This is a genomic window from Paraburkholderia acidisoli, assembly GCF_009789675.1.
GTDB classification, from domain to species: Bacteria; Pseudomonadota; Gammaproteobacteria; order Burkholderiales; family Burkholderiaceae; genus Paraburkholderia; species Paraburkholderia acidisoli.
Genome location: NZ_CP046913.1, coordinates 1,769,406 through 1,792,994, shown reverse-complemented (window position 1 = coordinate 1,792,994; position 23,589 = coordinate 1,769,406). Strand labels below are relative to the sequence as shown.

At 64.3% G+C, this 23,589-nt stretch carries 27 protein-coding genes, 1 tRNA gene and 1 pseudogene; 14 read left to right on the top strand and 15 right to left on the bottom strand.

Annotated features, from left to right (window positions below; genetic code table 11):
* The first annotated feature begins 69 nt into the window (after positions 1–69).
* Positions 70–309, top strand: a complete 240-nt coding sequence (locus FAZ98_RS07800) for a hypothetical protein (protein ID WP_158950364.1) — start codon at positions 70–72, stop codon at positions 307–309.
* 80 nt (positions 310–389) lie between these two features.
* Here FAZ98_RS07800 and FAZ98_RS07795 read toward each other — a convergent pair whose 3' ends face one another.
* On the bottom strand, positions 390–752 hold the full coding sequence (locus FAZ98_RS07795; protein ID WP_158950362.1) for a hypothetical protein: 363 nt from the start codon (positions 750–752) through the stop codon (positions 390–392).
* On the bottom strand, positions 749–1,114 hold the full coding sequence (locus FAZ98_RS07790) for a tlde1 domain-containing protein (protein ID WP_158950360.1): 366 nt from the start codon (positions 1,112–1,114) through the stop codon (positions 749–751). Before FAZ98_RS07790 ends, FAZ98_RS07795 begins: the two co-directional genes overlap by 4 nt.
* A gap of 242 nt (positions 1,115–1,356) precedes the next feature.
* Between FAZ98_RS07790 and FAZ98_RS07785 the strand changes: the two are divergent.
* A pseudogene (locus FAZ98_RS07785) lies at positions 1,357–1,587 on the top strand (DUF2514 family protein); the annotation flags it as partial.
* 9 nt (positions 1,588–1,596) lie between these two features.
* On the opposite strand, the gene FAZ98_RS07780 reads toward FAZ98_RS07785, so the two are convergent.
* The 4 genes from FAZ98_RS07780 to dusA form a co-directional block, all read right to left on the bottom strand.
* On the bottom strand, positions 1,597–2,148 hold the full coding sequence (locus FAZ98_RS07780) for a hypothetical protein (protein WP_158950356.1): 552 nt from the start codon (positions 2,146–2,148) through the stop codon (positions 1,597–1,599).
* Between the two features lie 23 nt (positions 2,149–2,171).
* Complete coding sequence (locus tag FAZ98_RS07775) at positions 2,172–2,993, bottom strand: toll/interleukin-1 receptor domain-containing protein (RefSeq protein WP_158950354.1); 822 nt, start codon at positions 2,991–2,993, stop codon at positions 2,172–2,174.
* A 152-nt stretch (positions 2,994–3,145) separates the two neighbouring features.
* Positions 3,146–3,221: transfer RNA gene (locus FAZ98_RS07770), tRNA-His, on the bottom strand.
* 89 nt (positions 3,222–3,310) lie between these two features.
* On the bottom strand, positions 3,311–4,324 hold the full coding sequence (dusA, locus tag FAZ98_RS07765; protein WP_158950352.1) for a tRNA dihydrouridine(20/20a) synthase DusA: 1,014 nt from the start codon (positions 4,322–4,324) through the stop codon (positions 3,311–3,313).
* 403 nt (positions 4,325–4,727) lie between these two features.
* On the opposite strand from dusA, the gene FAZ98_RS07760 reads away from it, so the two are divergent.
* Entirely contained in the window at positions 4,728–4,994 is a 267-nt protein-coding gene (locus FAZ98_RS07760; protein WP_158950350.1) for a hypothetical protein, read from the top strand.
* Positions 4,995–5,126: 132 nt separating this feature from the next.
* Here the strand turns inward: FAZ98_RS07760 and FAZ98_RS07755 are convergent, their stop codons facing one another.
* Entirely contained in the window at positions 5,127–5,375 is a 249-nt protein-coding gene (locus FAZ98_RS07755) for a hypothetical protein (RefSeq protein WP_158950348.1), read from the bottom strand.
* A gap of 188 nt (positions 5,376–5,563) precedes the next feature.
* Here FAZ98_RS07755 and FAZ98_RS07750 point away from each other — a divergent pair, with 188 nt between their 5' ends.
* The 4 genes from FAZ98_RS07750 (at position 5,564) to FAZ98_RS07735 (ending at position 9,173) form a co-directional block, all read left to right on the top strand.
* The gene (locus FAZ98_RS07750) at positions 5,564–5,896 is read left to right on the top strand and encodes an RcnB family protein (protein WP_158950346.1); all 333 of its coding nucleotides are present in this window, start codon (positions 5,564–5,566) and stop codon (positions 5,894–5,896) included.
* 239 nt (positions 5,897–6,135) lie between these two features.
* Positions 6,136–7,188, top strand: a complete 1,053-nt coding sequence (locus FAZ98_RS07745; RefSeq protein WP_158950344.1) for an NADP(H)-dependent aldo-keto reductase — start codon at positions 6,136–6,138, stop codon at positions 7,186–7,188.
* Between the two features lie 251 nt (positions 7,189–7,439).
* The gene (locus FAZ98_RS07740) at positions 7,440–8,501 is read left to right on the top strand and encodes a permease (RefSeq protein WP_158950342.1); all 1,062 of its coding nucleotides are present in this window, start codon (positions 7,440–7,442) and stop codon (positions 8,499–8,501) included.
* 249 nt (positions 8,502–8,750) lie between these two features.
* Positions 8,751–9,173, top strand: coding sequence for a hypothetical protein (locus FAZ98_RS07735; protein ID WP_158950340.1), 423 nt, complete (start codon positions 8,751–8,753; stop codon positions 9,171–9,173).
* Between the two features lie 168 nt (positions 9,174–9,341).
* On the opposite strand, the gene FAZ98_RS07730 is transcribed toward FAZ98_RS07735, so the two are convergent.
* Positions 9,342–10,175: an ABC transporter permease gene (locus tag FAZ98_RS07730; RefSeq protein WP_158950338.1), complete on the bottom strand. Its 834-nt coding sequence runs from the start codon at positions 10,173–10,175 to the stop codon at positions 9,342–9,344.
* 47 nt (positions 10,176–10,222) lie between these two features.
* Positions 10,223–11,137, bottom strand: a complete 915-nt coding sequence (gene nodI, locus FAZ98_RS07725; RefSeq protein WP_199272250.1) for a nodulation factor ABC transporter ATP-binding protein NodI — start codon at positions 11,135–11,137, stop codon at positions 10,223–10,225.
* Positions 11,138–11,430: 293 nt separating this feature from the next.
* Here nodI and FAZ98_RS07720 point away from each other — a divergent pair, with 293 nt between their 5' ends.
* The gene (locus FAZ98_RS07720) at positions 11,431–11,901 is read left to right on the top strand and encodes a universal stress protein (RefSeq protein WP_158950336.1); all 471 of its coding nucleotides are present in this window, start codon (positions 11,431–11,433) and stop codon (positions 11,899–11,901) included.
* 189 nt (positions 11,902–12,090) lie between these two features.
* Here the strand turns inward: FAZ98_RS07720 and FAZ98_RS07715 are convergent, their stop codons facing one another.
* From FAZ98_RS07715 to lexA, 3 genes are all read right to left on the bottom strand, one after another.
* On the bottom strand, positions 12,091–12,777 hold the full coding sequence (locus tag FAZ98_RS07715; protein ID WP_158950334.1) for a DUF2939 domain-containing protein: 687 nt from the start codon (positions 12,775–12,777) through the stop codon (positions 12,091–12,093).
* Between the two features lie 199 nt (positions 12,778–12,976).
* Positions 12,977–13,363, bottom strand: coding sequence for a hypothetical protein (locus FAZ98_RS07710; RefSeq protein WP_158950332.1), 387 nt, complete (start codon positions 13,361–13,363; stop codon positions 12,977–12,979).
* A gap of 55 nt (positions 13,364–13,418) precedes the next feature.
* Positions 13,419–14,069 carry a transcriptional repressor LexA gene (gene lexA, locus FAZ98_RS07705; protein WP_158950330.1) on the bottom strand — a complete coding sequence of 217 codons (651 nt, stop codon included), beginning with the start codon at positions 14,067–14,069 and terminating at the stop codon, positions 13,419–13,421.
* 272 nt (positions 14,070–14,341) lie between these two features.
* Here lexA and FAZ98_RS07700 point away from each other — a divergent pair, with 272 nt between their 5' ends.
* The 6 genes from FAZ98_RS07700 (at position 14,342) to FAZ98_RS07675 (ending at position 20,745) form a co-directional block, all read left to right on the top strand.
* Positions 14,342–15,397 (top strand): sulfate ABC transporter substrate-binding protein, encoded by a 1,056-nt coding sequence (locus tag FAZ98_RS07700; RefSeq protein WP_158950328.1) that lies wholly within the window; start codon positions 14,342–14,344, stop codon positions 15,395–15,397.
* A gap of 146 nt (positions 15,398–15,543) precedes the next feature.
* Positions 15,544–16,455 carry a sulfate ABC transporter permease subunit CysT gene (gene cysT / locus FAZ98_RS07695; protein WP_158950326.1) on the top strand — a complete coding sequence of 304 codons (912 nt, stop codon included), beginning with the start codon at positions 15,544–15,546 and terminating at the stop codon, positions 16,453–16,455.
* Positions 16,452–17,441 carry a sulfate ABC transporter permease subunit CysW gene (cysW, locus tag FAZ98_RS07690; protein WP_158950324.1) on the top strand — a complete coding sequence of 330 codons (990 nt, stop codon included), beginning with the start codon at positions 16,452–16,454 and terminating at the stop codon, positions 17,439–17,441. Before cysT ends, cysW begins: the two co-directional genes overlap by 4 nt.
* 71 nt (positions 17,442–17,512) lie before the next feature.
* A complete protein-coding gene (locus FAZ98_RS07685; RefSeq protein ID WP_158950322.1) occupies positions 17,513–18,586 on the top strand; it encodes a sulfate/molybdate ABC transporter ATP-binding protein in 1,074 nt (357 codons plus the stop codon).
* Positions 18,587–18,681: 95 nt separating this feature from the next.
* Entirely contained in the window at positions 18,682–19,611 is a 930-nt protein-coding gene (locus FAZ98_RS07680; protein ID WP_158950320.1) for a CysB family HTH-type transcriptional regulator, read from the top strand.
* Between the two features lie 102 nt (positions 19,612–19,713).
* Positions 19,714–20,745 (top strand): asparaginase, encoded by a 1,032-nt coding sequence (locus tag FAZ98_RS07675; RefSeq protein WP_158950318.1) that lies wholly within the window; start codon positions 19,714–19,716, stop codon positions 20,743–20,745.
* A gap of 73 nt (positions 20,746–20,818) precedes the next feature.
* Here FAZ98_RS07675 and lysM read toward each other — a convergent pair whose 3' ends face one another.
* From lysM to hyi, 3 genes are all read right to left on the bottom strand, one after another.
* The gene (gene lysM, locus FAZ98_RS07670; RefSeq protein ID WP_158950316.1) at positions 20,819–21,319 is read right to left on the bottom strand and encodes a peptidoglycan-binding protein LysM; all 501 of its coding nucleotides are present in this window, start codon (positions 21,317–21,319) and stop codon (positions 20,819–20,821) included.
* Positions 21,320–21,738: 419 nt separating this feature from the next.
* A complete protein-coding gene (locus tag FAZ98_RS07665) occupies positions 21,739–22,644 on the bottom strand; it encodes a 2-hydroxy-3-oxopropionate reductase (RefSeq protein ID WP_158950314.1) in 906 nt (301 codons plus the stop codon).
* Between the two features lie 104 nt (positions 22,645–22,748).
* Positions 22,749–23,546 carry a hydroxypyruvate isomerase gene (hyi, locus tag FAZ98_RS07660; RefSeq protein ID WP_158950311.1) on the bottom strand — a complete coding sequence of 266 codons (798 nt, stop codon included), beginning with the start codon at positions 23,544–23,546 and terminating at the stop codon, positions 22,749–22,751.
* Between the last annotated feature and the right edge of the window lie 43 nt (positions 23,547–23,589).

Below are 23,589 nucleotides of genomic sequence, written 5' to 3'. Positions count from 1 at the left end.
GCGCCGTTTAGCCGTGTCGCGCGCGAATGTGCCAGGATGGATCGTCAGGCTAGAGCGAAGAGGGCGATCATGGAGCCGAAGGGCATCGACATGGGCGACTACGAGGAGCGCTACAAGGACTGCGACATCGAAGTCGCAGTCGAGCAGGTGCTCACGGGTGTGAAGGCGCATTGGCGCGTACAGCGCGGGGGCACCTTGCTCGTCGACTGGCAACTGGTGCATATCGACCGGTTATGGTCGACGGAGCGCGCGGCGGCCGAGGCGGGTTTCGAGGCAGCGCGCAGGTGGATTGATGAGAGGGAGAATTGAGCGAAGCGGTGAGAGCGCTCGAAATGCAAAAAGCCCAGTCGGAAGACTGGGCTTTTTGTTCGAAAACGTTTATTGAACTGTCAGGGTGATTCTCTTTTGATAGCTGCATCGCTATTGAACTGCTTTGACACGACAAAGACATCCACGCTACCCATCGAACATTCTTTTGACGACGCCTGACTGTTCGTTACCACCTCGATGGATTGCCCGCCTTTTTCGTGGAATGTGATTCGATAGATCTGTTGATAGAGGTCCCTGCCGATCTGTTCCGACGCAAGCCGTACTGCCGTCGTCTTGGCGTCGTCGAGCTTTTCGGACGCGGTGAGGCCGGCTTCCGTGAGCACCGCTTCGGCCATTTTCATTGGCCAATGCGAACAGGGCGGCGACTTTGCGAAACACAGCGCGGGGGCGGTGAGTGAGAGGGCGAGGAGGACGCGCTTCATCGCGTGACCTCAAGCGTGTGATCGCCGCTTGACCATATCTGGTCGCGCAAGTGGCGATTCAAGATGACGCAGCCTTGCGATGCGGTGCCTGGGCGCGCAATGCTGTCGCCGTGGATCATCAGGCCGTTTCGACCGTGCGTGTTCGTTCCTTCGGCCGGCGTCAGGCGCATCGTGTTGCTGCCCGAATGCGGGTGGGTGAACGGTGCGCCAATCGTATAAGTTCCGACCGGGATGGGTCCGGTGTTGGGTGTGCGCTCCATTGCCGGGTTGTCGCGGCCTGTGCCGTGGCCGGAATAGCCCCGCCCGTAAAGCGCACCGTCGCGGCTGAGTTGGCCCGTTCGCTGGTTATAGCTCCATGGCATTGATTTGGCTTCCTTAGTGGTTTAGGAACGCCGATCGTAGTGCCGTGTGAATCTTGAAATTGTTGGACGACGGGTGGGTTTGCGTTACGTCTAAACCAGTGGCGAAAATTCTTATTCGATTTTGCCGGTGTTTTCAGGGGGGATCGCTGTGTTTCGCGAAGAAGGAATGTAGCCGCACTGCGGCTCGCTTGGCGGTTGATCAGAGCGCGCTTCCCGATAGTGCCGTGTTGGCATAAGTGTTTGCCGTTGGTGGCCAGCAGCAGCGCGTTGATCGACTCGTCGTCGCCGCCCACGGCCGTCATTCCGCCGCAAGCCCGTCATGGGCCGACCTCGATCTGCTTGCCGAGGTGCTCGGGCGGCCTGACGAGCGTGCGGGAGAGTTGGCAAAAATGGCTGACGATGCCCGCATCGCCAGCGAGCAGTGTGAGCGCGACTACGACGCGCTAGTGCGAAGACAGTCAGACGCCGACTGAGTGGGCCAGTCACGCTTGGCGTGGGTTCGGCTGCACGCCTATCCTGACAACGCCGTCGATAGTGTAGGAGGAAGTGTGGATCTCAAGAAGCCCGCTTATACGTATCTGCACGGCCTCGTTTTCGGCGACTGTCTCTCGCCACTCATCGACTGCTCGGATCATGTCGTTGCAGAAGTCCGCTACGACGAGGACAAGATGATCCCGACCGTTCACGTTAACACGGCCTCTATGTGGACCAGCGGATGCAAACGAGACGCGATGAAGAACGTCTTTCACCTCGTCGGCACGTAGCTGCGCACTGCCGTCGTGAACGATTGCGTTTCTCAACTTCCACGCGTCGTTTGCATTTAGAAACACGGTGCGCTGCGGAGGGTGACCGATCTCCTGCGTGTAGATCGGGCTTAGAAACCTGCTACACCAGCGCATGTAGCGCGGCCCGTTCCTCTCTTCTGGTTGCTCAAGCGCGCCGCAGATATCCGGCAGAGTCAGCGCCAGAACCAGAGCGCCGTACCAGTTTTCTTCGCGGACTGCGGCGCGCACCGCGTCTGTTAAATGTTCCACTTGGCCCCCGAATTTGCGTCCGCTTAATTTGCGATCAATTCCGCGTGGTCAACAACTAGGTTGGAGTCGAAATGCAATACGACGTGGACGTGGTTGAAGCTGGTCGCGGTACCGAACGTAACTCCGCCGCCTTTGTGTTCGATGCGAATTTTTCCAGCAAGCGGACCGGCGATACTTTGCCGCCACTTCTCAGCTTCTGACGATTCGATGTTGGGCAGTTCCAAGGCAAAGGATGGGTTGGGTTTGGCGGCTGCGCTTCGACATGCCGTCACCAACGTGAAGCGCTGCTCCTTCGTCATGCATGCCGCAAATCGTTCGCGCAGGACTTCGCCTAGCGTGTATTTGGCTTCAAATTTTCGGATCTCTTCCGCAAGTTCATTGAAATCCGTTCGGAGGTCCGCGTTGACTCCTAATGCTTTCTGTAGCGAACGAAACGCGAATTCAAGCCCGGACGCTTCGTTTGCGCGTATGCCGTTAAGAACGTTCAGCGGCGCGGGTAGAGCCGATGGTTTCGCGCCGGAATGACAGACCGGAAGGGCGGTGAGCCGCGCTCCGCCGTTGGCCTTGCTGACCGCACCTCTGATCCACATCGCGCCCAGCTCGAAGTTAACCCAAGGTCTGGTAACGGATTTGGGGCTGATCAAATACAGTGCGCCGACGCACCGGGTAAGCGCACCTTCAACGGCCTCTAGAAAATGCGCGCCTGCGTTGATGCTTGCTCCGTCGGATGAAACGAACACCTCCACAAACCCGCTGAACTCTTTTCTGAGAGCCGTTTGCAGTATCACTGCGAGCTCCGATTCTTCATGAATGTGCGAAACAAAAAGCAGCGGCTGTGAGGACATCTGTACTCCGCGATGAACAGGCAATGGCAAGGATGAACGCAAAAAAGCCCGCAACAAAGTGCGGGCTTGATTCCGAAATTTCGATCTTCGTTCCGAATTTCTCTATGTGAAATCTTCGGTAGCGGCTAAGCGCTTGATACTGCTGAATTCTTTGGGGTGGCTGATGGGACTCGAACCCACGACGACAGGAATCACAATCCTGGACTCTACCAACTGAGCTACAGCCACCGCTGTTTTTCTCAATCAACTTAGCTGCGAGAGCGGCGTCAATCAAGAAGCAAGATTATATACATACCTTTGCGGACTTGCCTAGTCCCTTATTCAAAAATATCGGCCGGAACGCGCAGATGTTCGCGTGCCGTCTCGAAAATGGAGAGATCGCCCTTGGCCAGTTCGCGGCTGTCCGACAGCACACGACGCCAGCCGCGTGCGCCGGCCACGCCGCGATAAAGCCCCAGCGCGTGACGCACGATCGACCCGAGATACGTGCCGCGCGCGATTTCGCTCGCGCAATAGTCGATGAGTTTGGCTTCCACTTCCTCGCGCGTGAGCGCGGCGCCGGTTGCGCCGTAGAAGCGCGCGTCGACATCGGCGAGCACGTAGGGGTTGTGATAAGCCTCGCGGCCGAGCATCACGCCATCCACGTGCTGAAGGTGCTGCTCGACTTCGTCGAGCGTCTTGATGCCACCGTTGATATGGATCTCGAGTTGCGGGAAATCGCGCTTAAGACGGTACGCGTAGTCGTACTTGAGCGGCGGAATCTCGCGATTTTCCTTCGGGCTCAAGCCTTTGAGGATCGCGTTGCGCGCGTGCACGATGAACACCTCGCAACCCGCCTCCGCGATCGTGCCGACGAAGTCGCGCACGAATTCGTATTCCTCGACCGCGTCGACGCCAATGCGGTGCTTCACCGTCACCGGCACGGACACCGCGTCGCGCATCGCCTTCACGCAATCGGCAACGAGCTGCGGCTCCTTCATCAGACACGCGCCGAACGCGCCGCGCTGCACGCGCTCGGAAGGGCAACCGCAGTTCAGATTGATCTCGTCGTAACCCCATTGCTCGCCGAGTTTCGCGGCGCGCGCGAGGTCGTCGGGTTCGCTGCCGCCGAGTTGCAGCGCGACCGGGGCTTCGGCGGGCGAAAACGCCAGATGGCGCGGCACGTCGCCGTGCAGGAGCGCGCCCGTCGTGACCATCTCCGTATACAGCCAGGTGTGCTTCGAAATGAAGCGATGCAGCGAACGGCAATGCCGATCGGTCCAGTCCATCATGGGCGCGACGGAAACGCGGCGCGGGCTGATGGGGCGGTCGGGCAGGGCGGTAACAGACATGGTTTCGGCGATGAATGCGGGAATCAACCTTCAATTTTACCGTATCGGCCTCGCTCCCATGTGGCCCCTTGCGCAGCGCGGCAACTGGCGCGCAACACGTGCGGAAGCGCTTCCAGCCGGTTTCCTCGCCCGAAAGACCCTTCCGGCGTTATGTAATCCCCATCCAATTTTTGTGCGTCGCGCAAATATTTTTGGAGCGCTTTTTAGGGTCTGTTCGTCGCTCAGGCAGGCCAGCTATGGCTCAGCGGATTGTTTCCGATCGCGGAATAGTAAATTCGGATTATCGCGATTATTTTCCGATAGTAGGTGTATACACTAGGTTTCGTTGACGGCGCACTTGGGCATGACCTCCCAGTCGCGGCGCCAAACCGAACCGCAGTTGAACCTCACATTGGAGTCCACCATGAAGACCAAACTGATCGCAGCGCTGCTGGTCGCAGCTTCCGCTTCTGTTGCCGCTCCGGCGTTCGCCAGCGGCTACGGCCCGGCACCGTTCTATCGCCCGAGCGTCGGCGCACCGGCATCGCAGCAAGGCCAGAACGCCCACACCGTGGCCGTCGAGCGCGCCCAGGAACAAGCCAACACCGCCTACGGCGGCGTGAACTCGGGTTCGCAGTCGGGCAGCCACGCCAAGACGACCGGCCCGCAATCGGTCTACTTCGGCAACTAAGCGGCCGAAGGGCGCCGGCCCTCATTCAGGGCGCGGCAAGCACCGGAAAACGCCGGATGTCCACGAGACATCCGGCGTTTTGCATTTCTGCGCCGGCGATCGACAGATCGAGGCCGACAAGTCAGCGAGCTTTCAAGGCGTGTCGCTGATGCCCGCGCGCTTGTCGATGAATTCGCGCATGCAGTCGAACGCGGCGTCGAACGCGTTGTCCTGCGCCGGGAAACGGCCGGCGGCAACGCCGTCGACGGGCACGCTGCCGTGATCGCCGTCGGTCAGGCTCTGCACGAGTTGCGTCGAAACGAAAAACCCGGCCGTGTGATCGCCATCCACGCCCGCGGTCATGTTGAAGCCCATGTATTCGTAGCTGCGTCGGTTTTCCATGCGGATCTCTCCTCGCGTCCTGTGCCCGATTCTGGCATGACTGCGGGACGGCGCGGCGCCGGCGTGTCACGGGCGCTTACCTGGCGCTCACGGGCGCGCCGAACCGGCGTTTCGATCTCCTGTACTACCATGATTGGCGCAGGAAGCGTCGTGGCTTCCTCGCGTAACGGCTTCCCAGGAGATGAAGAATGAAGAAACGCTTCGTGCTTCTCGCCGCGCTCGCCTTGCCCGCGATGCTCTCGGCGCCCGCCTTCGCGCAACAGCCGCCGCCGCGTCCCGGACCGAACGAGTATCGCGGCGGTCCGCCGCCGGATCGTCCGCCGCCGCCCGACATGCCACCGCCCGCTTGGCACAAGGGCGACCGCTTGCCCACCGAATATCGCGACCGCCAGTATGTGATCGACGACTGGCGCCAGTACCACCTCAAGCCGCCGCCGCGCGGCTATCACTGGGTCGGCGCGGGTGGCCAGTACTATCTGGTGCGCAATTCGGGCTGGGTGGTCGAGCGCGTCGGGCCGTAGCGTGGAGTAACGTCGAACCGGAAGCGATGCGCGCTAGTGCGGTCGAGCAAGGCAAGGTGCCGTCGAGCGCGGCGCCGCCGTAAGCCCCGCGAAAACTTCGTGCCGATTGCGCCCGGCCGCGCGCGCATCGCTTTGTCATCGTCCGAAATGCAGCGGATTCAGCGGTTCCTGAAAAAATTCCGGCGCCGTGGTAGTTTCGCCGTTCCCCAACCGCACAGATGGATAAGGACACCGTTTCGATGGAATACCGCACACTCGGCGATACCGATGTCAAAGTGAGCCTGATCGGGCTCGGCACGATGACGTGGGGCGAGCAGAACACGGAGCAGCAAGCGCACGAACAGATCGATTACGCGCTCGACCAGGGCGTGACGCTGATCGACGTCGCGGAGATGTATCCGGTGCCGCCGCGCCCCGAAACCCAGGGTCTCACCGAGCGCTATATCGGGACCTGGCTCGCGCAGCATCGCGCCGCGCGCGATCGCATCGTGCTTGCGACCAAGATCGCCGGTCCGGCGCGCCAGCCGCATAATCCGCAGCACATTCGCGGTCCGCAAAACCAGTTCGATCGCAAGAACCTGACCGAAGCCATCGACGGCAGTCTCAAGCGCCTGCAGACCGATTACGTCGATCTGTATCAACTGCACTGGCCCGACCGCAGCACCATGACGTTCGGGCGCAGCGCCTATCCCTATCTCGACGACGCCTACACGGTGCCGATCGAGGAAACGCTCAGCGTGCTCGCCGAATTCGTGAAGGCGGGCAAGGTGCGCCATATCGGCGTGTCGAACGAGACGCCGTGGGGCGTGGCGCAATTCCTGCGCGCCGCGGAAAAGCTCGGGCTGCCGCGCATCGTCAGCATCCAGAATCCGTATAGCCTGCTCAATCGCACGTTCGAGGGCGGCCTTTCGGAGTTCTCGCACCGCGACGGCGTGGGCCTGCTCGCGTATTCGCCGCTCGCGTTCGGCTGGCTCTCGGGCAAGTACGAGGGCGGGGCGCGTCCGGAAGGCGCGCGCATCACGCAGTTCGAGCGCTTCAAGCGCTACAGCAAGCCCGAAGCCGTGGCCGCCACCTCGCGCTATGTGGCGCTCGCGAAGGAGCACGGCCTGACGCCCGCGCAGTTCGCGCTCGCCTTCATCAACAGCCGCCCGTTCGTGACGAGCAACCTGATCGGTGCGACCTCGCTCGCGCAGCTCAAGGAGAACATCGGCAGTGTCGACGTAACGCTCTCGCCCGAAGCGCTCGCGCAAATCGACGCGCTCCACGAGCAGCAGCCGAACCCGGCGCCCTGATCGCGAGCGGCAACAAAACGGCGGCCTGAGCACGCGGGTCCGGCGTGGTGTCATGTCGATGGAAAAGCGGTGCGGTCGTACGAAACCGCACCGCTTTTGCGTTTCTGGCACGGCAAATCGTTGGCGATTCGCAAGGCATACACTACGATCCAGCTTGCGTCAGCGCGCGACCCACGGCCAAGGTTCGGCGGTCTTCATCTTGTGTCGCGCCTGATTTCCGCTGCTTTTTGCATCAACGGAGAAATTCCATAATGACGAGCGCACGTCCCGCGCCATCGCCGCCCTCGTATGGCTGGGCCATCTTCATCCTGCTGGCGGTGGCCGGCCTCTTCTACGTGAAGTGGTTTCCGTACTATCACCGTGCGTTCACGGCCGAGTCGACCCATTCCATCGGCAAGTCGATCCTGACGGGCGGCGCGGCCGCCGCGCCCGCGCCCTCGCTCACGGCGGCGCTCGATTACGCGCTCGCCTACGGCAAGGCGATCTGGCAGGCGATGGTGCTCGGCCTGCTGCTCGGTTCCGCCGTGCAGGCGCTCCTGCCCGTGCAATGGGTCGCGCGCGTGCTCGGCCGGCGCGGCTTTGGCAGCGTGGCCGCGGGCGGCTTGCTGGCCGTGCCCGGCATGATGTGCACGTGTTGCGCGGCGCCCGTGGTCGTGGGCCTGCGTGCACGCAATGCCTCGGCGGGCGGCGCGATCGCGTTCTGGCTCGGCAACTCGGTGCTCAATCCCGCCACGCTGGTGTTCATGGGCTTCGTGCTCGGCTGGCAGTGGAGCGCGCTGCGTCTCGCGCTGGGCGTGCTGATGGTGTTCGGCCTCGGCTGGCTCGCCAACCGGCTCATCACGCCGGAGGAAAGCCGGGCCGCCGACGACCGCCTCGCCCAACTCGCGCAAGCGCAGGCCGAGGGCGGTAACGTGTTCGCGCGCTGGCTGCGCATTTTCGCGCGCATGGCCGTGCGGCTCGTGCCGGAGTACATCGTGCTCGTGCTGCTGCTGGGCGCGGCGCGCGCGTGGCTCTTTCCGCACATTGGGCCCGACGTCACGAGCAGCATCGGCTGGATCGTGGCGTTCGCCGTGGCCGGTATGCTGTTCGTGATTCCCACGGCCGGCGAAGTGCCCATCATCCAGGCGATGCTTGCGCTCGGCATGGGCGTGGGGCCGGCCGGCGCCTTGCTGATGACGCTGCCGCCCGTGAGCGTGCCGTCGTTCGCAATGCTGGCGGGGTCGTTCCGGCCGCGCGTGCTCGCGCTCGTCGGCACGGTCGTCGTGCTGTTCGGCATCGTCGCGGGGCTCGCGGCGGTCGCGTTCGGCTTCTAGCGCACAGGCCCGCTGGTGCCGGAAATTCGCGCCGACGCGCTGCGCGACGCCCGCTGACGGTAGACTCTGCGTAGCGTCCCTTTTGTCTCGACGATGTCGGCGATTGCGACGGTATCGACCCAAGCCAGCCTGTGCGCGCGACGCCCTGACGCGCAGGCGCCGGTTCGAACCGTTTGCCGTTTTATTTTCCTATTTCACGTCCGGACGGTTTTCCGTTTGCACAGGAGCGGGCTGCGGCCCGAAACCAGCATGGCTCAGAAAAAAACCCATCCGAAACTCGAACAGGCGCTCACGCGCGGCGATCTGGCGATTCGTCAGGCCAATTCGGCACGCGCGACGGCGGTGCTGCGCGCGCTCGGCAAGATGATTGTCGAGGCGTCGGCGACGATCGGTGTCGAGGCTCATACGTCGATTCCCGACGGCGACCGCATTTACGATCCGGCCGACGGCCTGTGGCCGCAGTCGCTGCTGGTCTCGCTCGACGATCCCGTCGAGGAGGCCGATCCCGAGGAGATCCGCACCGTGCGCCTGCTCGCGCAGACGCAATCGACGATCTTCCGCGTGGAATGGCATCGCGCCGACGGCAAGATTGGCCGCCAGGAAGGCGGTCCGTTCGCGACCGTCGCGTTCATTTCCGACGTCGATATTCCCTGGGGCGACGACGAAGACTGAGCCTGGGCCAGAGCCGTTCGCCACGCGCGCTGGCCGCCTGCCGCTGTCCGTATTCAGGCCGCGGCATGGCGCGCCGTTTCAACGGTCGAACGGTCGTCTTGCCGCGTCGTGCCGATGTCGTGCCGATGTCGTGCCGATGTCTTTGCGAAGCGCGCTTGCCCGCCTCGTTCAACGCATCATGCGGCGGCGGAACAGCACCGTGGCGATCGCGAACGGCACGATCACGTAGAGCGCCAGCACGATCAGGTGAAGGACGGGCGCATCGACGGGGCGATCGAGCATCGCGGGGCGAATCAGCGCGACCGCGTGCGCGAGCGGCAGCATCAGCGTGATGTGCTGCGCGGCGGCGGGCAGTTGCGTGATGGGGAAGAACACGCCCGAAAGCAGCAGCATCGGCGTGAGCACGAGCGTCTGATAGAACATGAAGAAGTCGTACGACGGCGCGAGCGCGGTGACGATCATCGCGCAACTCGCGAAGGCGAGGCCCGCGAGCACGATCACGGGCAGCGCGAGCAGCATCGACGGAAAGCTCGCGTAGCCGAGCAACCCCGCCACGATCATGATGGCCGCGCCCGAGAGCACCGATTTGCTGGCGGCCCACACCACCTCGCCGAGTACGACGTCGCCCAGCGACAGCGGCGTGTGCATGATCGCTTCCCACGTGCGCTGCACGTGCATGCGTGAAAAGCCCGAGTACATCGACTCGAAGCTCGCCGACATCATCACCGACGACGACACCGTGCCCGCGGCGAGAAAGGCGATGTAGGACACGCCGTCCACATGGCCCACCATCAGGCCGAGCCCGAAACCCAGCCCGAACAGATAGATCATCGGATCGGCGAGATTGCCGAACATGGACGCGATCGCGAGCTTGCGCCAGACCAGATAATTGCGCCGCCAGACGGCGATCCAGTTGCTGGCGTTCGAAGGCAGCGCGGCGCGCGGTTCGCGGGCGGTCGCGTGGGCGGTGGGGCGAGAGACGTCGTGGGTGCGCGTTTGCATGGGTATCGTGCCGCTTCGGTCGTGCTTAGGTCGTGCCTCGGTCTGGTTCAGTCTTGCATCTCGCGGCCCGTGAGCCGCAGAAACACGTCCTCGAGATTCGCCGGGCGATGCAGATAACGCAGGTCCGAACGATGGCGCAGTCTGGCGTGGATGGGCGCCGGGTCGTCGACATAGCAAAAGAGCGTCTCGCCGCTAATTTCGGTGTGCTTGGCATCGGGCGCGAGTTCGTCGCGCAGCACGGCCGGCTCCGGACCGTAGACCTCGATCACGTCGCAACCGATCTCCGATTCGATCAGCGCTTTCGGCGCGCCCTCGGCGATCTTGCGGCCTTCTTCGATCACGCACACGCGATTGCACAGGCGCTCGGCTTCTTCCATGAAGTGCGTGGTGAGCAGGATGGTCTTGCCGCGCGCGAGCAGCGAGCGCAGCCGCTCCCAGATCAGATGGCGCGCCTGCGGGTCGAGGCCCGTGGTCGGTTCGTCCATCACGAGCACGTCGGGGTCGTTGACGAGCGCGCGCGCGAGCGTGAGCCGCCGGCGCATGCCGCCGGACAGCTCGCCCACGCGCGCGTCGGCCTTGCTTTCGAGGCGCGCGAATTCGAGCAGCGGCGCGACGAGATCGCGCGTCTCCCGCGCCGACAAACCGAAGTAACGGCCGAACACGAGCAGGTTTTCGCGGACCGTGAAGTCGGGGTCGAGATTGTCGAACTGCGGCACCACGCCCACGCGCGCCCGCGCATGACGCGCCCGCGCCGGCACCGGCTCGCCGCACAGGCTGATGCGTCCCGCGTCGGGTGCGACGATACCGAGCAGCATGCGCAGCGTCGTGGTCTTGCCCGCGCCGTTCGGGCCGAGCAAGCCGAAGCATTCGCCCGGTACGACATCGAACGAGAGACCGTTGACGACGGCGCGGTCCCCGTAGTGTTTGATGACCTGCTCGAATTCGATGGCGGCTGCGGACATAAACAGAGTGTGCGAAGGGCGGAACGCCGAGGCGGTCCATTCTAGTGCATCGCTGCGCCATGAGCGGGCGGCGCGCGAGACCCATCCAATGAAGATCCTGCGACGATGGCTGCGGCGATCAATGCCGCGGCAAACAATTTCCGCCGAGCAAGCGGCGTGCGTGACGCGGCGTTACAACACTGGCGGTTTTTTATGCTCACCTGGCGTTTTCCAACCCTTGCGTGCGACATTGCGGCGAACCATCATGAATACCGCACAGCCCGCATATATCGCGCGGGCGGGGAGAAAGGATCATGGCGAGCTACAAGAAAATTCTGCTCTGTTACGACGGCTCGCGCGAAGGCCGCAAGGCGCTGCGTTGTGGCGCCGATCTCGCGCTTGATCTGCAAGCGGAAACGCACTTGCTTTCGGTGGTGGACATGCGTTCGACCATCGCGCAAAGCGCCGGGCTGCTGACCGACGTGGCGTGCGGGCGCTTCGAGGAAACGGCGCGGGACATTCTGCAGGAAGGCGTGGAGTGGCTCACCGAACGCGGCGTGCGCGCGCAGGGGCATTTCGCGTTCGGCCATCCGATTGACGAGATCGCCAATCTCGCCAACGAGTTGAACGCGGATCTCGTGGTGGTGGGGCACCGTTGCCGCACCGGGCTGTCGCGCTGGTGGATGGGCGCGGGCAATACGCCGCTGCTCGATCGCGTGTCCTGCTCGATTCTGGTGGCGTGTTCCTCGGCCGCCGAAGACAAGCAGCAGCAAGCCGCTGCTTGATCGTTGGTGGATCGTTGGTTGATTGCCGCTTGACCTGTCGACTCTCGTCGATTCGGTGCGGGCATGCGCCGCGCGGTGCGGCGCATGCCTCAACGGCCGGGCGCATACGCAGTGAACTGCGCGACCGTGCGCCCTGACGAGGGCGCTCACTGGCGGCGCCTGGCCAGCGTGCTTCGTTAAGACGCTTCGTTACGGCGTATTCGCCGTATTCCCTTCGTTCAGCTCGACCGCCGCGAGCTTCCAGGAAAAGAGCCCATGACGCTGCAGAATGGCGGCATAGTGCTCGCCCGTCGTGCCGCGGTCCCACGTGAGCGCGAATTCATTGAGGCTGCGATAGCGCGCCGCCGTGACCGGACGTGATCCGGCCGCGGGTGGCGTTTGTGCTGCTTGCGGCGGCGCGGGCGGTGTGGCGGACGCGGGCACTGGCGGCGCGGGTGGCGCACCCGATTCGCCCAACTCGTTCGGCGCTTGCGGTGGCGGGGGCGCGGGATGTTCGCCGGGCTTGCCCGTGGGCGGCATGCCGTTGAGCAGGGCCGCCACGCCATCGGGCGTGGCATAGGCGTCCACTAGCGGCCCGATCAGTGCCGCGCCAATTACCGCGCCGAACAACAGTAGCGGATTACTGCTGTGCTGCGCGTGAATGCGCTGCTGCAACATGTCGCCCACTTGCTGCTTCAAGCTCATGCGCAACGCCGGGTAGTCGACGTATTCGTTGAGCGTGGCGGCGTCGCGTGCGTCGGCAGCCGCTTTCATGCGATTCGCGGCGATATACGGCGAAGCATAGCCATAGCCGATTACCGCGACCACGGCGATCACGGCAACGGTGATCGCAACGGGCTTCTTCCAGTTGGGCGGGTTCGTGCGGGATTCCGTCATAAGGTCAGCGTGAGGTTGCAATCACGGGTTGACCGCCGGAACGCGAAAACGATCCCGAAACCTGATTGAAGCCGCGCGAAAGCGCGAGAAACCGCCAGAACCTCCGCCAGAACCTGCGCCGGAATCCCGACGAAGCCGGACTGCACGGAATGCACACGAGGCACAGGCCGCAAACCGCGCGCCGACATCACGGCCAACCTTACTTTGCCAGCGCGGCCGGCAGATCGCTCGGCTGTTCGGCGATGCAACGGTCGATGGCGCGGCACACCGCGTCCACCGTGCCCACGAGAATCAGGCGCGAAGGGCCGTGATACACGCGTACCGGCGCGCGACGCGTGGGTTGTTCGACGTTGAGCGCGCTATTGAGCGAGACGCGCGCAAAAGCCGGTTGCGCCGAGGGCAGCGGCGGCAGGTCGGCGGCGCTGGTCGCCACGAGATCGGGCGTTTCGTCGATCTGGTCGAAGAGCGAGCCGTTGAGCGCGGCGGCCGTCGCGCGTACCTCGCGCGCCGCGCAAGATGCGATTCCGCGCAGGTGACGCAGGCGGCCGAATTGACGGAAGGGCAGCAGACGGGCAAGGCGTTCCATGACTCTCTCTCCAGACAGATTCCAGCGGATCGTTATCGAATCCCGCGGGCGATTTTCAGAATTCGGTAGGGCGAATCAGACCGACTGCGATGCCTTCGAGCGCGAATTCCGCGCTGCCGGCCTGGACAAAAATATTGTCGTAGTCGGGGTTTTCGGCGATCAGCTCGAGGCCGTTCGGACGGCGCTTGAGGCGCTTCACCGTGACGTCGTCGCCCAGACGGGCCACGATGATCTGGCCGTCTTTGGCTTCGGCCTTCTTCTGCACGGCCAGCAGGTCGCCGTCGAGAATGCCGGCGTCGCGCATGGACAGGCCGCGCACCTTCAGCAGGTAGTCGGGGCGGCTCGAAAAGAGCGCCGGGTCGCACATGTAGTTCTGCGAGATGTGCTCCTGCGCGAGGATCGGGCTACCCGCCGCCACGCGCCCGACCAGCGGCAGCGCCAGTTGCATGATGCTCGGGTGCGGCAGCGTGAATTGATGCGGCAGGTCGTCGGCCTGGGGCACGAGGCGGATGCCGCGCGAAGCGCCTGCCGCCAGTTCGATCACGCCTTTGCGCGCGAGGGCGCGCAGATGTTCCTCGGCCGAATTGGCCGAGCTGAAGCCCAGTTCCGCGGCGATCTCGGCGCGCGTGGGCGGGAAGCCCGTGCGCTCGATCGCCCGGCGGATCAGATCGAAAACCTGCTGTTGTCGTGCGGTGAGTTTGGTCATGGCGCCACTGTATGTTTAAACAGGTGACTGTATTTTTATACAGTACTCGCCGCTTTTCAAGTGTTACTTGAAGTTCTTCGTTTCGCCGCCGCTACAACAGCGCCGGAGGCGGTCCTGACAGACGAAATCGCGCTCTTGCAGCCAGATCGTCCGTCGCTTACCACTTTTGCGTATTAAAAAATGAATAAACATTATTTTTAATGATGTAAGCCTCTCGATAGACTGGCCTCCATCGTTAGCAGCAACCACACACGAGAACGGAGAACAGATAAATGGGCACCAATTCGGGGAAAGCGGGGCGCGCGAGCTGGCTGAAGTCGCTGGCGGCGAAACTGGTCATCGGCGTGGCGCCGCTGGTGGGCGTGGCGGCGATGGCGCCGGTGGCGGCGCACGCCGACACCGCGCTGCTCAACGTGTCGTACGACCCGACGCGCGAGTTCTATCAGGACATCAACGAGGCCTTTATCAAGCAGTGGAAGGCGAAGACCGGCGAAACGCTCACCATCAAGCAGTCGCACGGCGGTTCGGGCGCCCAGGCGCGCTCGGTGCTCGACGGCCTGCAGGCCGACGTCGTGACGCTCGCGCTGGCATGGGACATCGACGCGCTCGCCAACAAGGGTCTCGTCGCGAAGGACTGGCAAAAGCGCCTGCCCGACAACGCCTCGCCGTACACCTCGACCATCGTGTTTCTCGTGCGCAAGGGCAATCCGAAGCACATCAAGGACTGGGACGATCTGACAAAGCCGGGCGTCTCGATCGTCACGCCGAATCCGAAGACCTCGGGCGGCGCGCGCTGGAACTATCTCGCGGCGTGGGCCTACGCGCTGCATCAGCCGGGCGGCAACGAGCAGAAGGCCAAGGAGTTCGTGACGAAGCTCTACAAGAATGCAGGCGTGCTCGATTCGGGCGCGCGCGGCGCGACTACGAGCTTCGTGCAGCGCGATATCGGCGACGTGCTGATCGCCTGGGAAAACGAGGCGTTCCTCTCGATCAAGGAATTCGGTCCGGACAAGTTCGAGATCGTGGTGCCTTCGGTGAGCATTCTGGCGGAGCCGCCGGTTGCCGTGGTGGACAAGGTCGTCGACAAGAAGGGCACGCGCAAGGTCTCGGAAGCGTATCTGCAGTTCCTCTATAGCGAAGAAGGCCAGGAGATCGCCGCGAAGAACTTCTACCGTCCGCGTTCGAGCAAGGTGCCGGCCGCGCTCACGGCGAAGTTCCCGAAGCTCAAGCTGTACACGGTGGACGACACGTTCGGCGGCTGGACCAACGCGCAGAAGACGCATTTCGCGGATGGCGGTGTGTTCGACTCCATCTATCAGCCGCAATAACGTACGCAAAAGCAACGCAGTAACCGACGACGGCCGCGCAGATCGTAACGACGCGACCGCATCACCACGAAGCGCGCCCCCGGGCGCGCTTTTCGGCGCACCGATTCCATAAGAGAACGCGCGCAACCCATGTCTGGACGAAGAGCATGACGACGTTTCGATTACGCAAGCCCAGTGCGCTGCCGGGATTCGGCTTGACGCTCGGCATCACCGTGGCTTATTTGAGCCTCGTGGTGCTGATTCCGCTGGCCTCCACCTTCCTCAAGACGGCCACGCTCGACTGGAGCCAGTTCGTGCGCGCGGTGTGGTCGCCGCGCGTGATCGCGTCGTACCGGCTCACCTTCTTCTCCGCGTTCGGCGGCGCGCTCATCAACGCGGTGTTCGGCTTTCTGCTCGCGTGGGTGCTGGTGCGCTACACGTTCCCGTTCAAGCGCATCGTGGATGCGCTCGTCGATCTGCCGTTCGCGTTGCCCACGTCCGTGGCCGGTATCTCGCTCGCGGCCGTGTATGCGGGCAACGGCTGGATCGGCCAGTATCTGCAGCCGCTCGGGCTGAAGATCGCGTTCACGCCGCTCGGCGTGCTCGTGGCGCTCACGTTCATTGGCCTGCCGTTCGTCGTGCGCACGGTGCAGCCGGTGCTCGAAGAGTTCGAGCGCGAGCAGGAAGAAGCGGCCGCGTGTCTCGGCGCCTCGCGCTGGCTCGTGTTTCGCCGCGTGATCCTGCCCGCCGCGCTGCCCGCACTGCTCACGGGTTTCGCGCTCGCGTTCGCGCGCGCGCTGGGCGAATACGGCTCGGTGATCTTCATTGCCGGCAACGTGCCGATGAAGTCGGAAATCACCTCGCTGCTCATCATCACCAAGCTCGAACAATACGACTACGCAGGCGCGACGGCGCTGGCCGTGGTCATGCTCTGCGTGTCGTTCGTCATGCTCCTCATCATCAACACGCTGCAGTGGTATCTGCAACGCCGCACGAGCCGCGGCATCACGGGCGCGGGCGCGCCGCACGCCGCCGCCACGACCGCGAGCGGCGCGGCACTCGGCGGAGGTGCGCAATGAGCCCGTCCGCACAACGCAACGCCGGCCGCTCCTCCGCCGGGCGCCCGAACCCCGTCACGGAAGCCGCGTGGGTGCGCTGGTTCCTGACCGGCATCGCGCTCGCGTTTCTCGCGCTGTTTCTGGTGGTGCCGCTCGTGGCCGTGTTCTGGCAGGCGTTGAGCAAGGGCATCGGTTTCTATTTCGAATCGCTCGCCGACCCCGACGCGCTTTCGGCCATCAAGCTCACGCTGATCACGGCGGCGATCGCGGTGCCGCTCAATCTCGTGTTCGGTCTCGTCGCCTCGTGGACGATCGCCAAATTCGAGTTTCGCGGCAAGGCGCTGCTGACCACGCTGATCGACCTGCCGTTCTCGGTCTCGCCGGTGATTTCGGGCCTCATCTACGTGCTGATGTTCGGCGCGCAGGGCTGGATCGGACCGTGGCTCGAAGACCATAACGTGCAGATCATCTTCGCGGTGCCCGGCATCGTGCTCGCGACCATTTTCGTGACGTTCCCGTTCGTCGCGCGCGAACTGATTCCGCTGATGCAGGCGCAAGGCAGCGACGAGGAAGAAGCCGCGCACGTGCTGGGCGCCTCGGGCTGGCAGATGTTCAGGCGCGTGACGCTGCCCAACATCCGCTGGGGCTTGCTGTACGGCGTGATTCTCTGCAACGCGCGCGCGATGGGCGAGTTCGGCGCGGTGTCGGTGGTTTCGGGCCACATTCGCGGCCAGACCGACACGATGCCGCTGCACGTCGAAATCCTCTACAACGAATACAACTTCGCGGCCGCGTTCGCCGTGGCCTCGCTGCTCGCGCTGCTCGCGCTCGTGACGCTCGGCCTGAAGCTGCTCGCGGAACGGCACATGTCGAACGAGGTGCGCGACGCCGACGCGGTGCCCGCGCATCTCGGTCCGCCATCGGCGCAAACCGCGCAGGCCGCGTCGGCGGCACAGGCACAAACCGGTTCGCGACAAGGCGTGGCACGCCAATCGTCGCTGCAATGAGCATTCATGGGTTTCGTCGTGTGACGGCGCTCGAGCGCCCGCGCGAAACCCGCACAGGAGAGCTGTAAATCATGGGCATTACCGTCAGCAATCTGCAAAAGCGCTTCGGCGACTTCACCGCGCTCGACAACGTGTCGCTCGACTTTCCGCCGGGCGAACTCGTCGCGCTGCTCGGGCCTTCGGGCTGCGGCAAGACCACGCTGTTGCGCGTGATCGCCGGCCTCGAATACGCCGACGCGGGCCAGGTCGTGCTGCAAGGCCAGGACGTGGGCGAAGTGGGCGCGCGCGAGCGTCAGGTCGGGTTCGTGTTCCAGCATTACGCGCTGTTCCGTCACATGACGGTGTTCGAGAACGTGGCGTTCGGCCTGCGCGTGAAGCCGCGCAACGAGCGGCCTTCGGAAGCCGTGATCCGCGAAAAGGTGCATGAACTGCTCAAGCTCGTGCAACTCGACTGGCTCGCGCAGCGCTATCCGTCCGAACTCTCGGGCGGCCAGCGTCAGCGTATCGCGCTGGCGCGCGCGCTGGCCGTGGAGCCGAAAGTGCTGCTGCTCGACGAGCCGTTCGGCGCGCTCGACGCCAAGGTGCGCAAGGAACTGCGTTCGTGGCTGCGCCGCCTGCACGACGATCTGCATATTTCGACGATCTTCGTTACGCACGATCAGGAAGAAGCGCTCGAAGTGGCCGACCGCATCGTCGTGATGAATCACGGGCACGTGGAGCAGGTGGGCAGCCCGCAGGATGTCTACGATCACCCGCAAACGGCGTTCGTCTACGAATTCCTCGGCGCGGCGAACCGGCTGCGCGGGCGCGTGGAGTCGAGCGGTTTCGTCGCCGATGGCGCGGCGCAGGCGATCACGGTGCAGGCGGGCTTCGAAGGTCCGGCGCTCGCCTATGTGCGTCCGCACGATCTCCTGCTGCATCGTCAGGACTCGGCGGGCGCGGAGCATCGCGACGGCATCGTCGTGGACGTACGGCGCGTGGTGACGCTCGGCGGCTCGGTGCGCGTGGAACTCGAAAGCCGCACGGGCGGCGCGCTCGAAGCCGAACTCGACCGCGACGCGTGGCGCGCGCTCGGCGTGGCCGTGGGCGAGGGCGTGACGGCCGTGCCGCGCGGTCTGCGCGTGTTTCCGGCGCACGGCGCCTGAGGCTCGCGCAAGCACGTCAGCGCCTGGCATCGGCACATCGACATCGACATATCGACACATAACGAAAAACGGTCCGCAGTCTCGGAGAGAAGACCATGAATTTTCAGCAATTGCGTTTTGTCCGCGAAGCCGTGCGGCAGAACATGAACCTGACCGAAGTGGCGAACGTGCTGTACACGTCGCAGTCGGGCGTCTCGAAGCAGATCAAGGATCTGGAAGACGAACTGGGCGTGGATATTTTCATCCGCCGCGGCAAGCGCCTCACGGGCCTCACGGAGCCGGGCAAGGCCGTGCATCAGCTGATCGAGCGCATGCTGCTCGACGCGGAAAACCTGCGCCGCGTGGCGCGCCAGTTCGCCGATCAGGACAGCGGTCACCTCGTGGTCGCGACCACGCACACGCAGGCGCGCTACGCGCTGCCGAAGGTCGTGCACCAGTTCCGCGAGGTATTTCCGAAGGTGCATCTGGCGCTGCGCCAGGGCAATCCGCAGCAGATCGCGCAGATGATCATCAACGGCGAGGCCGATATCGGCATCTCGACCGAAGCGCTCGACCGTTTCCCCGACATCGTGACGTTCCCGTGCTACTCGTGGCATCACGTGGTGGTCGTGCCGAAGACGCATCCGCTCGTCGACCGCGAAAACCTCACGCTCGAAGACGTCGCGGAATACCCGATCATCACCTATGACCAGGACTTCACGGGCCGCTCGCATATCGACCAGGCGTTCGCGAAAGTGGGCGTGGTGCCCGACGTCGTGCTGACCGCCATCGACGCGGACGTCATCAAGACCTACGTCGAACTGGGCATGGGCGTGGGCGTGGTCGCGGCCATGGCTTACGACCCGAAACGCGACAGCGAACTCGTCGCGCTCGACACGCAACATCTGTTCGAGGCGAGCACGACGCGCGTGGGCTTGCGCAAGGGCGCGTTCCTGCGCCAGTACGCGTACAAGCTGATCGAGATGTTCGCGCCGCAACTCACCGAGGCACAGATCGCGAGCCAGTTGCGCGAGACCACGGTCTGACGCGTTTTACGCGGCCCTGCCGCCGCTGGCCGGACGTCGGCGGGACTTCCTATGCCATCCGGCCAGGTGGCGGCGCGCGGCGAATCGCTTAAAATCGCCGCCATGACTACCTCTCTTTCCCCTTCCTCCGCCGGCGCTTCGGGCCGGTTGCCGCGTATCGCCGTGCTTGCCACGGGCGGCACCATCGCGGGTTCCGCCCCCGACGCCACGAACACGGCCGGCTACCAGGCCGGCGTGATCGGCGTGGCGCAACTGCTCGCGGCCGTGCCGGGGCTCGACGCCATCGCCGCGATTCACGCCGAGCAGGTCGCGAGCATCGACAGCAAGGACATGTCGCTCGCGCTCTGGAGCACGCTCGCGCAGCGCGTGAACGCGTTGCTCGCCAGCGACGACATCGACGGCGTGGTGATCACCCACGGCACCGACACGCTCGAAGAAACCGCCTACTTCCTGCAGTTGTGCGTGAAAAGCGCCAAGCCCTGCGTGCTCACGGCGGCCATGCGGCCCGCTTCGGCGCTTTCGGCCGACGGCCCGCTCAACCTGCTCAATGCCGTGACGCTCGCCGCAAGCGGCGCGGCGGCCGGGCAGGGCGTGCTCGTCGCGTTCAACAACCGCATCCACTGCGCGCGCGACGTCGCGAAGTTCAGCACCTATGCCGTGGACGCGTTCCAGTCGCCGGAAATCGGCGCGCTGGGCTGGGTGCAGGACGGCCGCGTGGAGTTTCAGCGCAAGGCGCTGCGCCCGCATACCGTCGATACCCCGTTCGCGGCGGCGCAGGTCTGGCCGCAGGTGGACATCGTCGTGAGTTATGCGGGCGTGTCGCGCGTGGCCGTCGACGCGCTGGTGGCGGCGGGCGTGCGCGGTCTCGTGATCGCGGGCACCGGCAACGGCTCGATCCACGGCGCGGTGCAAACGGCGCTGGCCGAGGCGGCGGCGCAGGGCGTGGCCGTCGTGCGCGCGTCGCGCGTGGGCTCGGGGCACGTGATGCACAACGGCGCGGCGAAGGACGACGCGCTCGGTTTCGTTTCGGCGGGCACGCTGAGCCCGTACAAGGCGCGCGTGTTGCTGCTGCTCGCGCTCGCGGCCGGAACGAGCGGGAAGGAAGCGTTGCAGCGCGTGTTCGATACGTACTGACCACGCGGGAACCCACCATGAAAAAGGCCTTGCGGAGCGCTCCGCAAGGCCTTTTTGTTTGAACGCGCGCGGCTTATTGCAGCGGCGGAATCACCAGCACCTGACCCGGATAGATCTTGTCCGGGCTCTTGAGCATCGGCGTGTTGGCCTGGAAGATGACGTCGTTTTTCGCGCCGCTGCCGTAGTACTTCTCGGCGATCTTCCAGAGGTTGTCGCCCGCGACCACGGTGTGGTGCTGCGCTTCGGGCGCCGGATTGGTCACGCTCATCTGGTCGTTGACCTTGTCCACGTTCTGCACGTTGCCGGCGGCCACGAGGATCTTCTCCTTCGTGGGCTGGTCGGCGGCGGTGCCGGTCACGGTGACCGTGTGGGAAACGCCGTCGTAGGTGACGCCGAGGTTATCGGCATTCAGGCCTTGCGAGCGGATATAGGCGGCGATCGCGTCGCCGGCCTTCTGGTTCAGATCCGCGAGGTTGGCCGCCGGATCGGCGGCGGGGGTGGCGGCCGCGGCCGGCGTGGAAGCCGCGCCGAACAGTTTTTCGCCGGCTTCCTTGATGAAATTGATGATGCCCATCGCTCACACTCCTCTCGTGCTGGATTGACTGGTGGTCACGGTTGCGCGTCCACCTTGAGCCGTCTGCGTGACAGACGGATGAAAGCACGATTCTAGGAATGCGGTCGCGAAAGCGTCCATCGGGACCGTGTCAAGGAGTGTAAAAGGACGCGGAAGCGACGCGCAGACGCGAGGCAGGAGAGAAGAGACAAGGCGCGCGGCAACGCCAGGTGAGCGGCATCCGACGGGCGGACACCCGATGGCGACGTCTGACCGACCAAGGCTTCCTCGTCGTCACCGGGTGCCGCTTTCGGACCCCACTGGCCGCTCTCAGCCCAGAGCGGCACCGATTTGCCCCGCGGCGGTTGCCGCCGCCGCGAGGCGCCCCACAGTCGGCCCGCGTGCGCGGGCCCATTCGTCATACCTGTGCTGGTCCGCGCTTACGCCGCCTTGGCTTGCGCGGACGGTTGCGCGATCTCGAAGTTCGCCATCAGTTCGAGCGCGCGAATCATTGCCGAGTGGTCCCATGCCTTGCCGCCGTTCGCGGCGCAGACGCTGAACAATTGTTGCGCGCTCGCCGTGTGCGGCAGGGCGATACCGAGCTTGCGCGCGCCGTCGATGGCGAGGTTCAGGTCCTTCTGGTGCAGCTCGATGCGAAAGCCGGGATCGAAAGTGCGCTTCGTCATGCGCTCGCCGTGCACTTCGAGAATGCGCGAGGAGGCGAAGCCGCCCATCAGCGCGCGGCGCACGCGCTCCGGGTCGGCGCCCGAACGCGCGGCGAACAGCAGCGCCTCGGCGACGGCTTCGATGTTGAGCGCGACGATGATCTGGTTCGCGACCTTGCAGGTCTGACCCGCGCCGTTGTCGCCGATCAGCGAGATGTTCTTGCCCATCAGCTCGAACAGCGGCTTCGCCAGATCGAACGACTTCTGCGGACCGCCCACCATGATCGTGAGCGTGGCTTCGCGCGCGCCGACTTCGCCGCCCGAGACCGGCGCGTCGAGATAGTCGCAACCGAGCGCGTTGATCTGCTTCGCGAACTGCTGCGTTTCGAGCGGCGAGATCGAGCTCATGTCGATCACGAGCTTGCCCTTCGTGAGTCCTTTGGCGACGCCGTCGTCGGCGAACAGCACGTTCGCGACGTCGGGCGTGTCCGGCACCATGACGATGACGATGTCCGCGGCTTGCGCGACGGCCGTGGAGTCATCGACCACTTCGGTGCTCCCGCGCAGATCGTCGGGCACCGGATACTTGCCGTTCACGGTCAGCGTGTGGCCGCCTTTGAGCAGATTGCGCGCCATGTGCGCGCCCATGATGCCGAGTCCGATAAAGCCAATCTTTGCCATCTTGTGTGTCTCCGGGTAAGCGAATTCAGAGTGATTCCATGCATGCGCCGGGTTGCGTCGCGCCGTTACGCCCGTTTGTCACGCCCTTTCGTTACGCTCTTGCGTTACGCCAGTTCGGCCGTGCGCTGCTGCGCGCCGCGCAGCCAGCCGAGGCCTTCGGTGGTCGTCGTGCGTGGCTTGTACTCGCAACCCACGTAGCCCTCGTAGCCGAGCGTGTCGAGCAGATCGAACAGGAACGGGTAGTGGATTTCGCCCGTGCCCGGTTCGTTGCGGCCAGGGTTGTCGGCAAGCTGGATGTGCGCGATCTTCGCGAAGTGCTTCTTGATCGTCGCGGCCAGTTCGCCTTCCATGCGCTGCATGTGATAGATGTCGTACTGCAGAAAGAGGTTGTCCGAGCCGGTTTTCTCGATGACGTCGAGCGCCTCGGCCGAACGGTTCAGCGCGAAGCCCGGAATGTCGTAGGCATTGCACGGCTCGACGAGCAGGCGAATGCCTTCGCGCTTGAGTTCGCCGGCCGCGTAGCGCAGGTTGTCGACGATGGTGGCGCGTGCCGTGTCGCGATCGACATCGGCGCCCGGAATGCCCACGAGGCAGTTCAGTTGCGCAACCTTGAGCGCCTTCGCGTACTCGATCGCGCGCCCGACGCCTTCCTGGAACTCGCCACGGCGCGCGGGCAAACACGCGATGCCGCGCTCGCCCGCGTCCCAGTTGCCGGCGGGCAGGTTGTGCAGCACGAGTTTCAGGCCATGCGATTCGAGCCGTTCGGCAAGTTCGGCGGCCTTGTATGGATACGGAAACAGAAACTCCACGGCGTCGAAGCCCGCTTGCGCGGCCGCGGCAAAGCGGTCGAGAAACGGCACTTCGTTGAACAGCATCGTGAGATTCGCGGCGAATTTCGGCATGGTGTCTCTCGGGGCAGTGAGTGGAAATGCGGTGGCAGGCGAT

Coding starts and splice junctions, on each gene's coding strand:
- cysW (WP_158950324.1), top strand. CDS start 16,452: ATGAGCCCGTCCGCACAACGCAACGCCGGCCGCTCCTCCGCCGGGCGC.
- lexA (WP_158950330.1), bottom strand. CDS start 14,069: ATGACCAAACTCACCGCACGACAACAGCAGGTTTTCGATCTGATCCGC.
- dusA (WP_158950352.1), bottom strand. CDS start 4,324: ATGTCTGTTACCGCCCTGCCCGACCGCCCCATCAGCCCGCGCCGCGTT.
- nodI (WP_199272250.1), bottom strand. CDS start 11,137: ATGTCCGCAGCCGCCATCGAATTCGAGCAGGTCATCAAACACTACGGG.
- FAZ98_RS07685 (WP_158950322.1), top strand. CDS start 17,513: ATGGGCATTACCGTCAGCAATCTGCAAAAGCGCTTCGGCGACTTCACC.
- lysM (WP_158950316.1), bottom strand. CDS start 21,319: ATGGGCATCATCAATTTCATCAAGGAAGCCGGCGAAAAACTGTTCGGC.
- FAZ98_RS07750 (WP_158950346.1), top strand. CDS start 5,564: ATGAAGAAACGCTTCGTGCTTCTCGCCGCGCTCGCCTTGCCCGCGATG.
- FAZ98_RS07790 (WP_158950360.1), bottom strand. CDS start 1,114: ATGCCATGGAGCTATAACCAGCGAACGGGCCAACTCAGCCGCGACGGT.
- FAZ98_RS07760 (WP_158950350.1), top strand. CDS start 4,728: ATGAAGACCAAACTGATCGCAGCGCTGCTGGTCGCAGCTTCCGCTTCT.
- FAZ98_RS07700 (WP_158950328.1), top strand. CDS start 14,342: ATGGGCACCAATTCGGGGAAAGCGGGGCGCGCGAGCTGGCTGAAGTCG.
- FAZ98_RS07795 (WP_158950362.1), bottom strand. CDS start 752: ATGAAGCGCGTCCTCCTCGCCCTCTCACTCACCGCCCCCGCGCTGTGT.
- FAZ98_RS07730 (WP_158950338.1), bottom strand. CDS start 10,175: ATGCAAACGCGCACCCACGACGTCTCTCGCCCCACCGCCCACGCGACC.
- FAZ98_RS07710 (WP_158950332.1), bottom strand. CDS start 13,363: ATGGAACGCCTTGCCCGTCTGCTGCCCTTCCGTCAATTCGGCCGCCTG.
- FAZ98_RS07720 (WP_158950336.1), top strand. CDS start 11,431: ATGGCGAGCTACAAGAAAATTCTGCTCTGTTACGACGGCTCGCGCGAA.
- FAZ98_RS07755 (WP_158950348.1), bottom strand. CDS start 5,375: ATGGAAAACCGACGCAGCTACGAATACATGGGCTTCAACATGACCGCG.
- FAZ98_RS07735 (WP_158950340.1), top strand. CDS start 8,751: ATGGCTCAGAAAAAAACCCATCCGAAACTCGAACAGGCGCTCACGCGC.
- hyi (WP_158950311.1), bottom strand. CDS start 23,546: ATGCCGAAATTCGCCGCGAATCTCACGATGCTGTTCAACGAAGTGCCG.
- FAZ98_RS07775 (WP_158950354.1), bottom strand. CDS start 2,993: ATGTCCTCACAGCCGCTGCTTTTTGTTTCGCACATTCATGAAGAATCG.
- FAZ98_RS07745 (WP_158950344.1), top strand. CDS start 6,136: ATGGAATACCGCACACTCGGCGATACCGATGTCAAAGTGAGCCTGATC.
- FAZ98_RS07680 (WP_158950320.1), top strand. CDS start 18,682: ATGAATTTTCAGCAATTGCGTTTTGTCCGCGAAGCCGTGCGGCAGAAC.
- FAZ98_RS07675 (WP_158950318.1), top strand. CDS start 19,714: ATGACTACCTCTCTTTCCCCTTCCTCCGCCGGCGCTTCGGGCCGGTTG.
- FAZ98_RS07740 (WP_158950342.1), top strand. CDS start 7,440: ATGACGAGCGCACGTCCCGCGCCATCGCCGCCCTCGTATGGCTGGGCC.
- FAZ98_RS07800 (WP_158950364.1), top strand. CDS start 70: ATGGAGCCGAAGGGCATCGACATGGGCGACTACGAGGAGCGCTACAAG.
- cysT (WP_158950326.1), top strand. CDS start 15,544: ATGACGACGTTTCGATTACGCAAGCCCAGTGCGCTGCCGGGATTCGGC.
- FAZ98_RS07665 (WP_158950314.1), bottom strand. CDS start 22,644: ATGGCAAAGATTGGCTTTATCGGACTCGGCATCATGGGCGCGCACATG.
- FAZ98_RS07715 (WP_158950334.1), bottom strand. CDS start 12,777: ATGACGGAATCCCGCACGAACCCGCCCAACTGGAAGAAGCCCGTTGCG.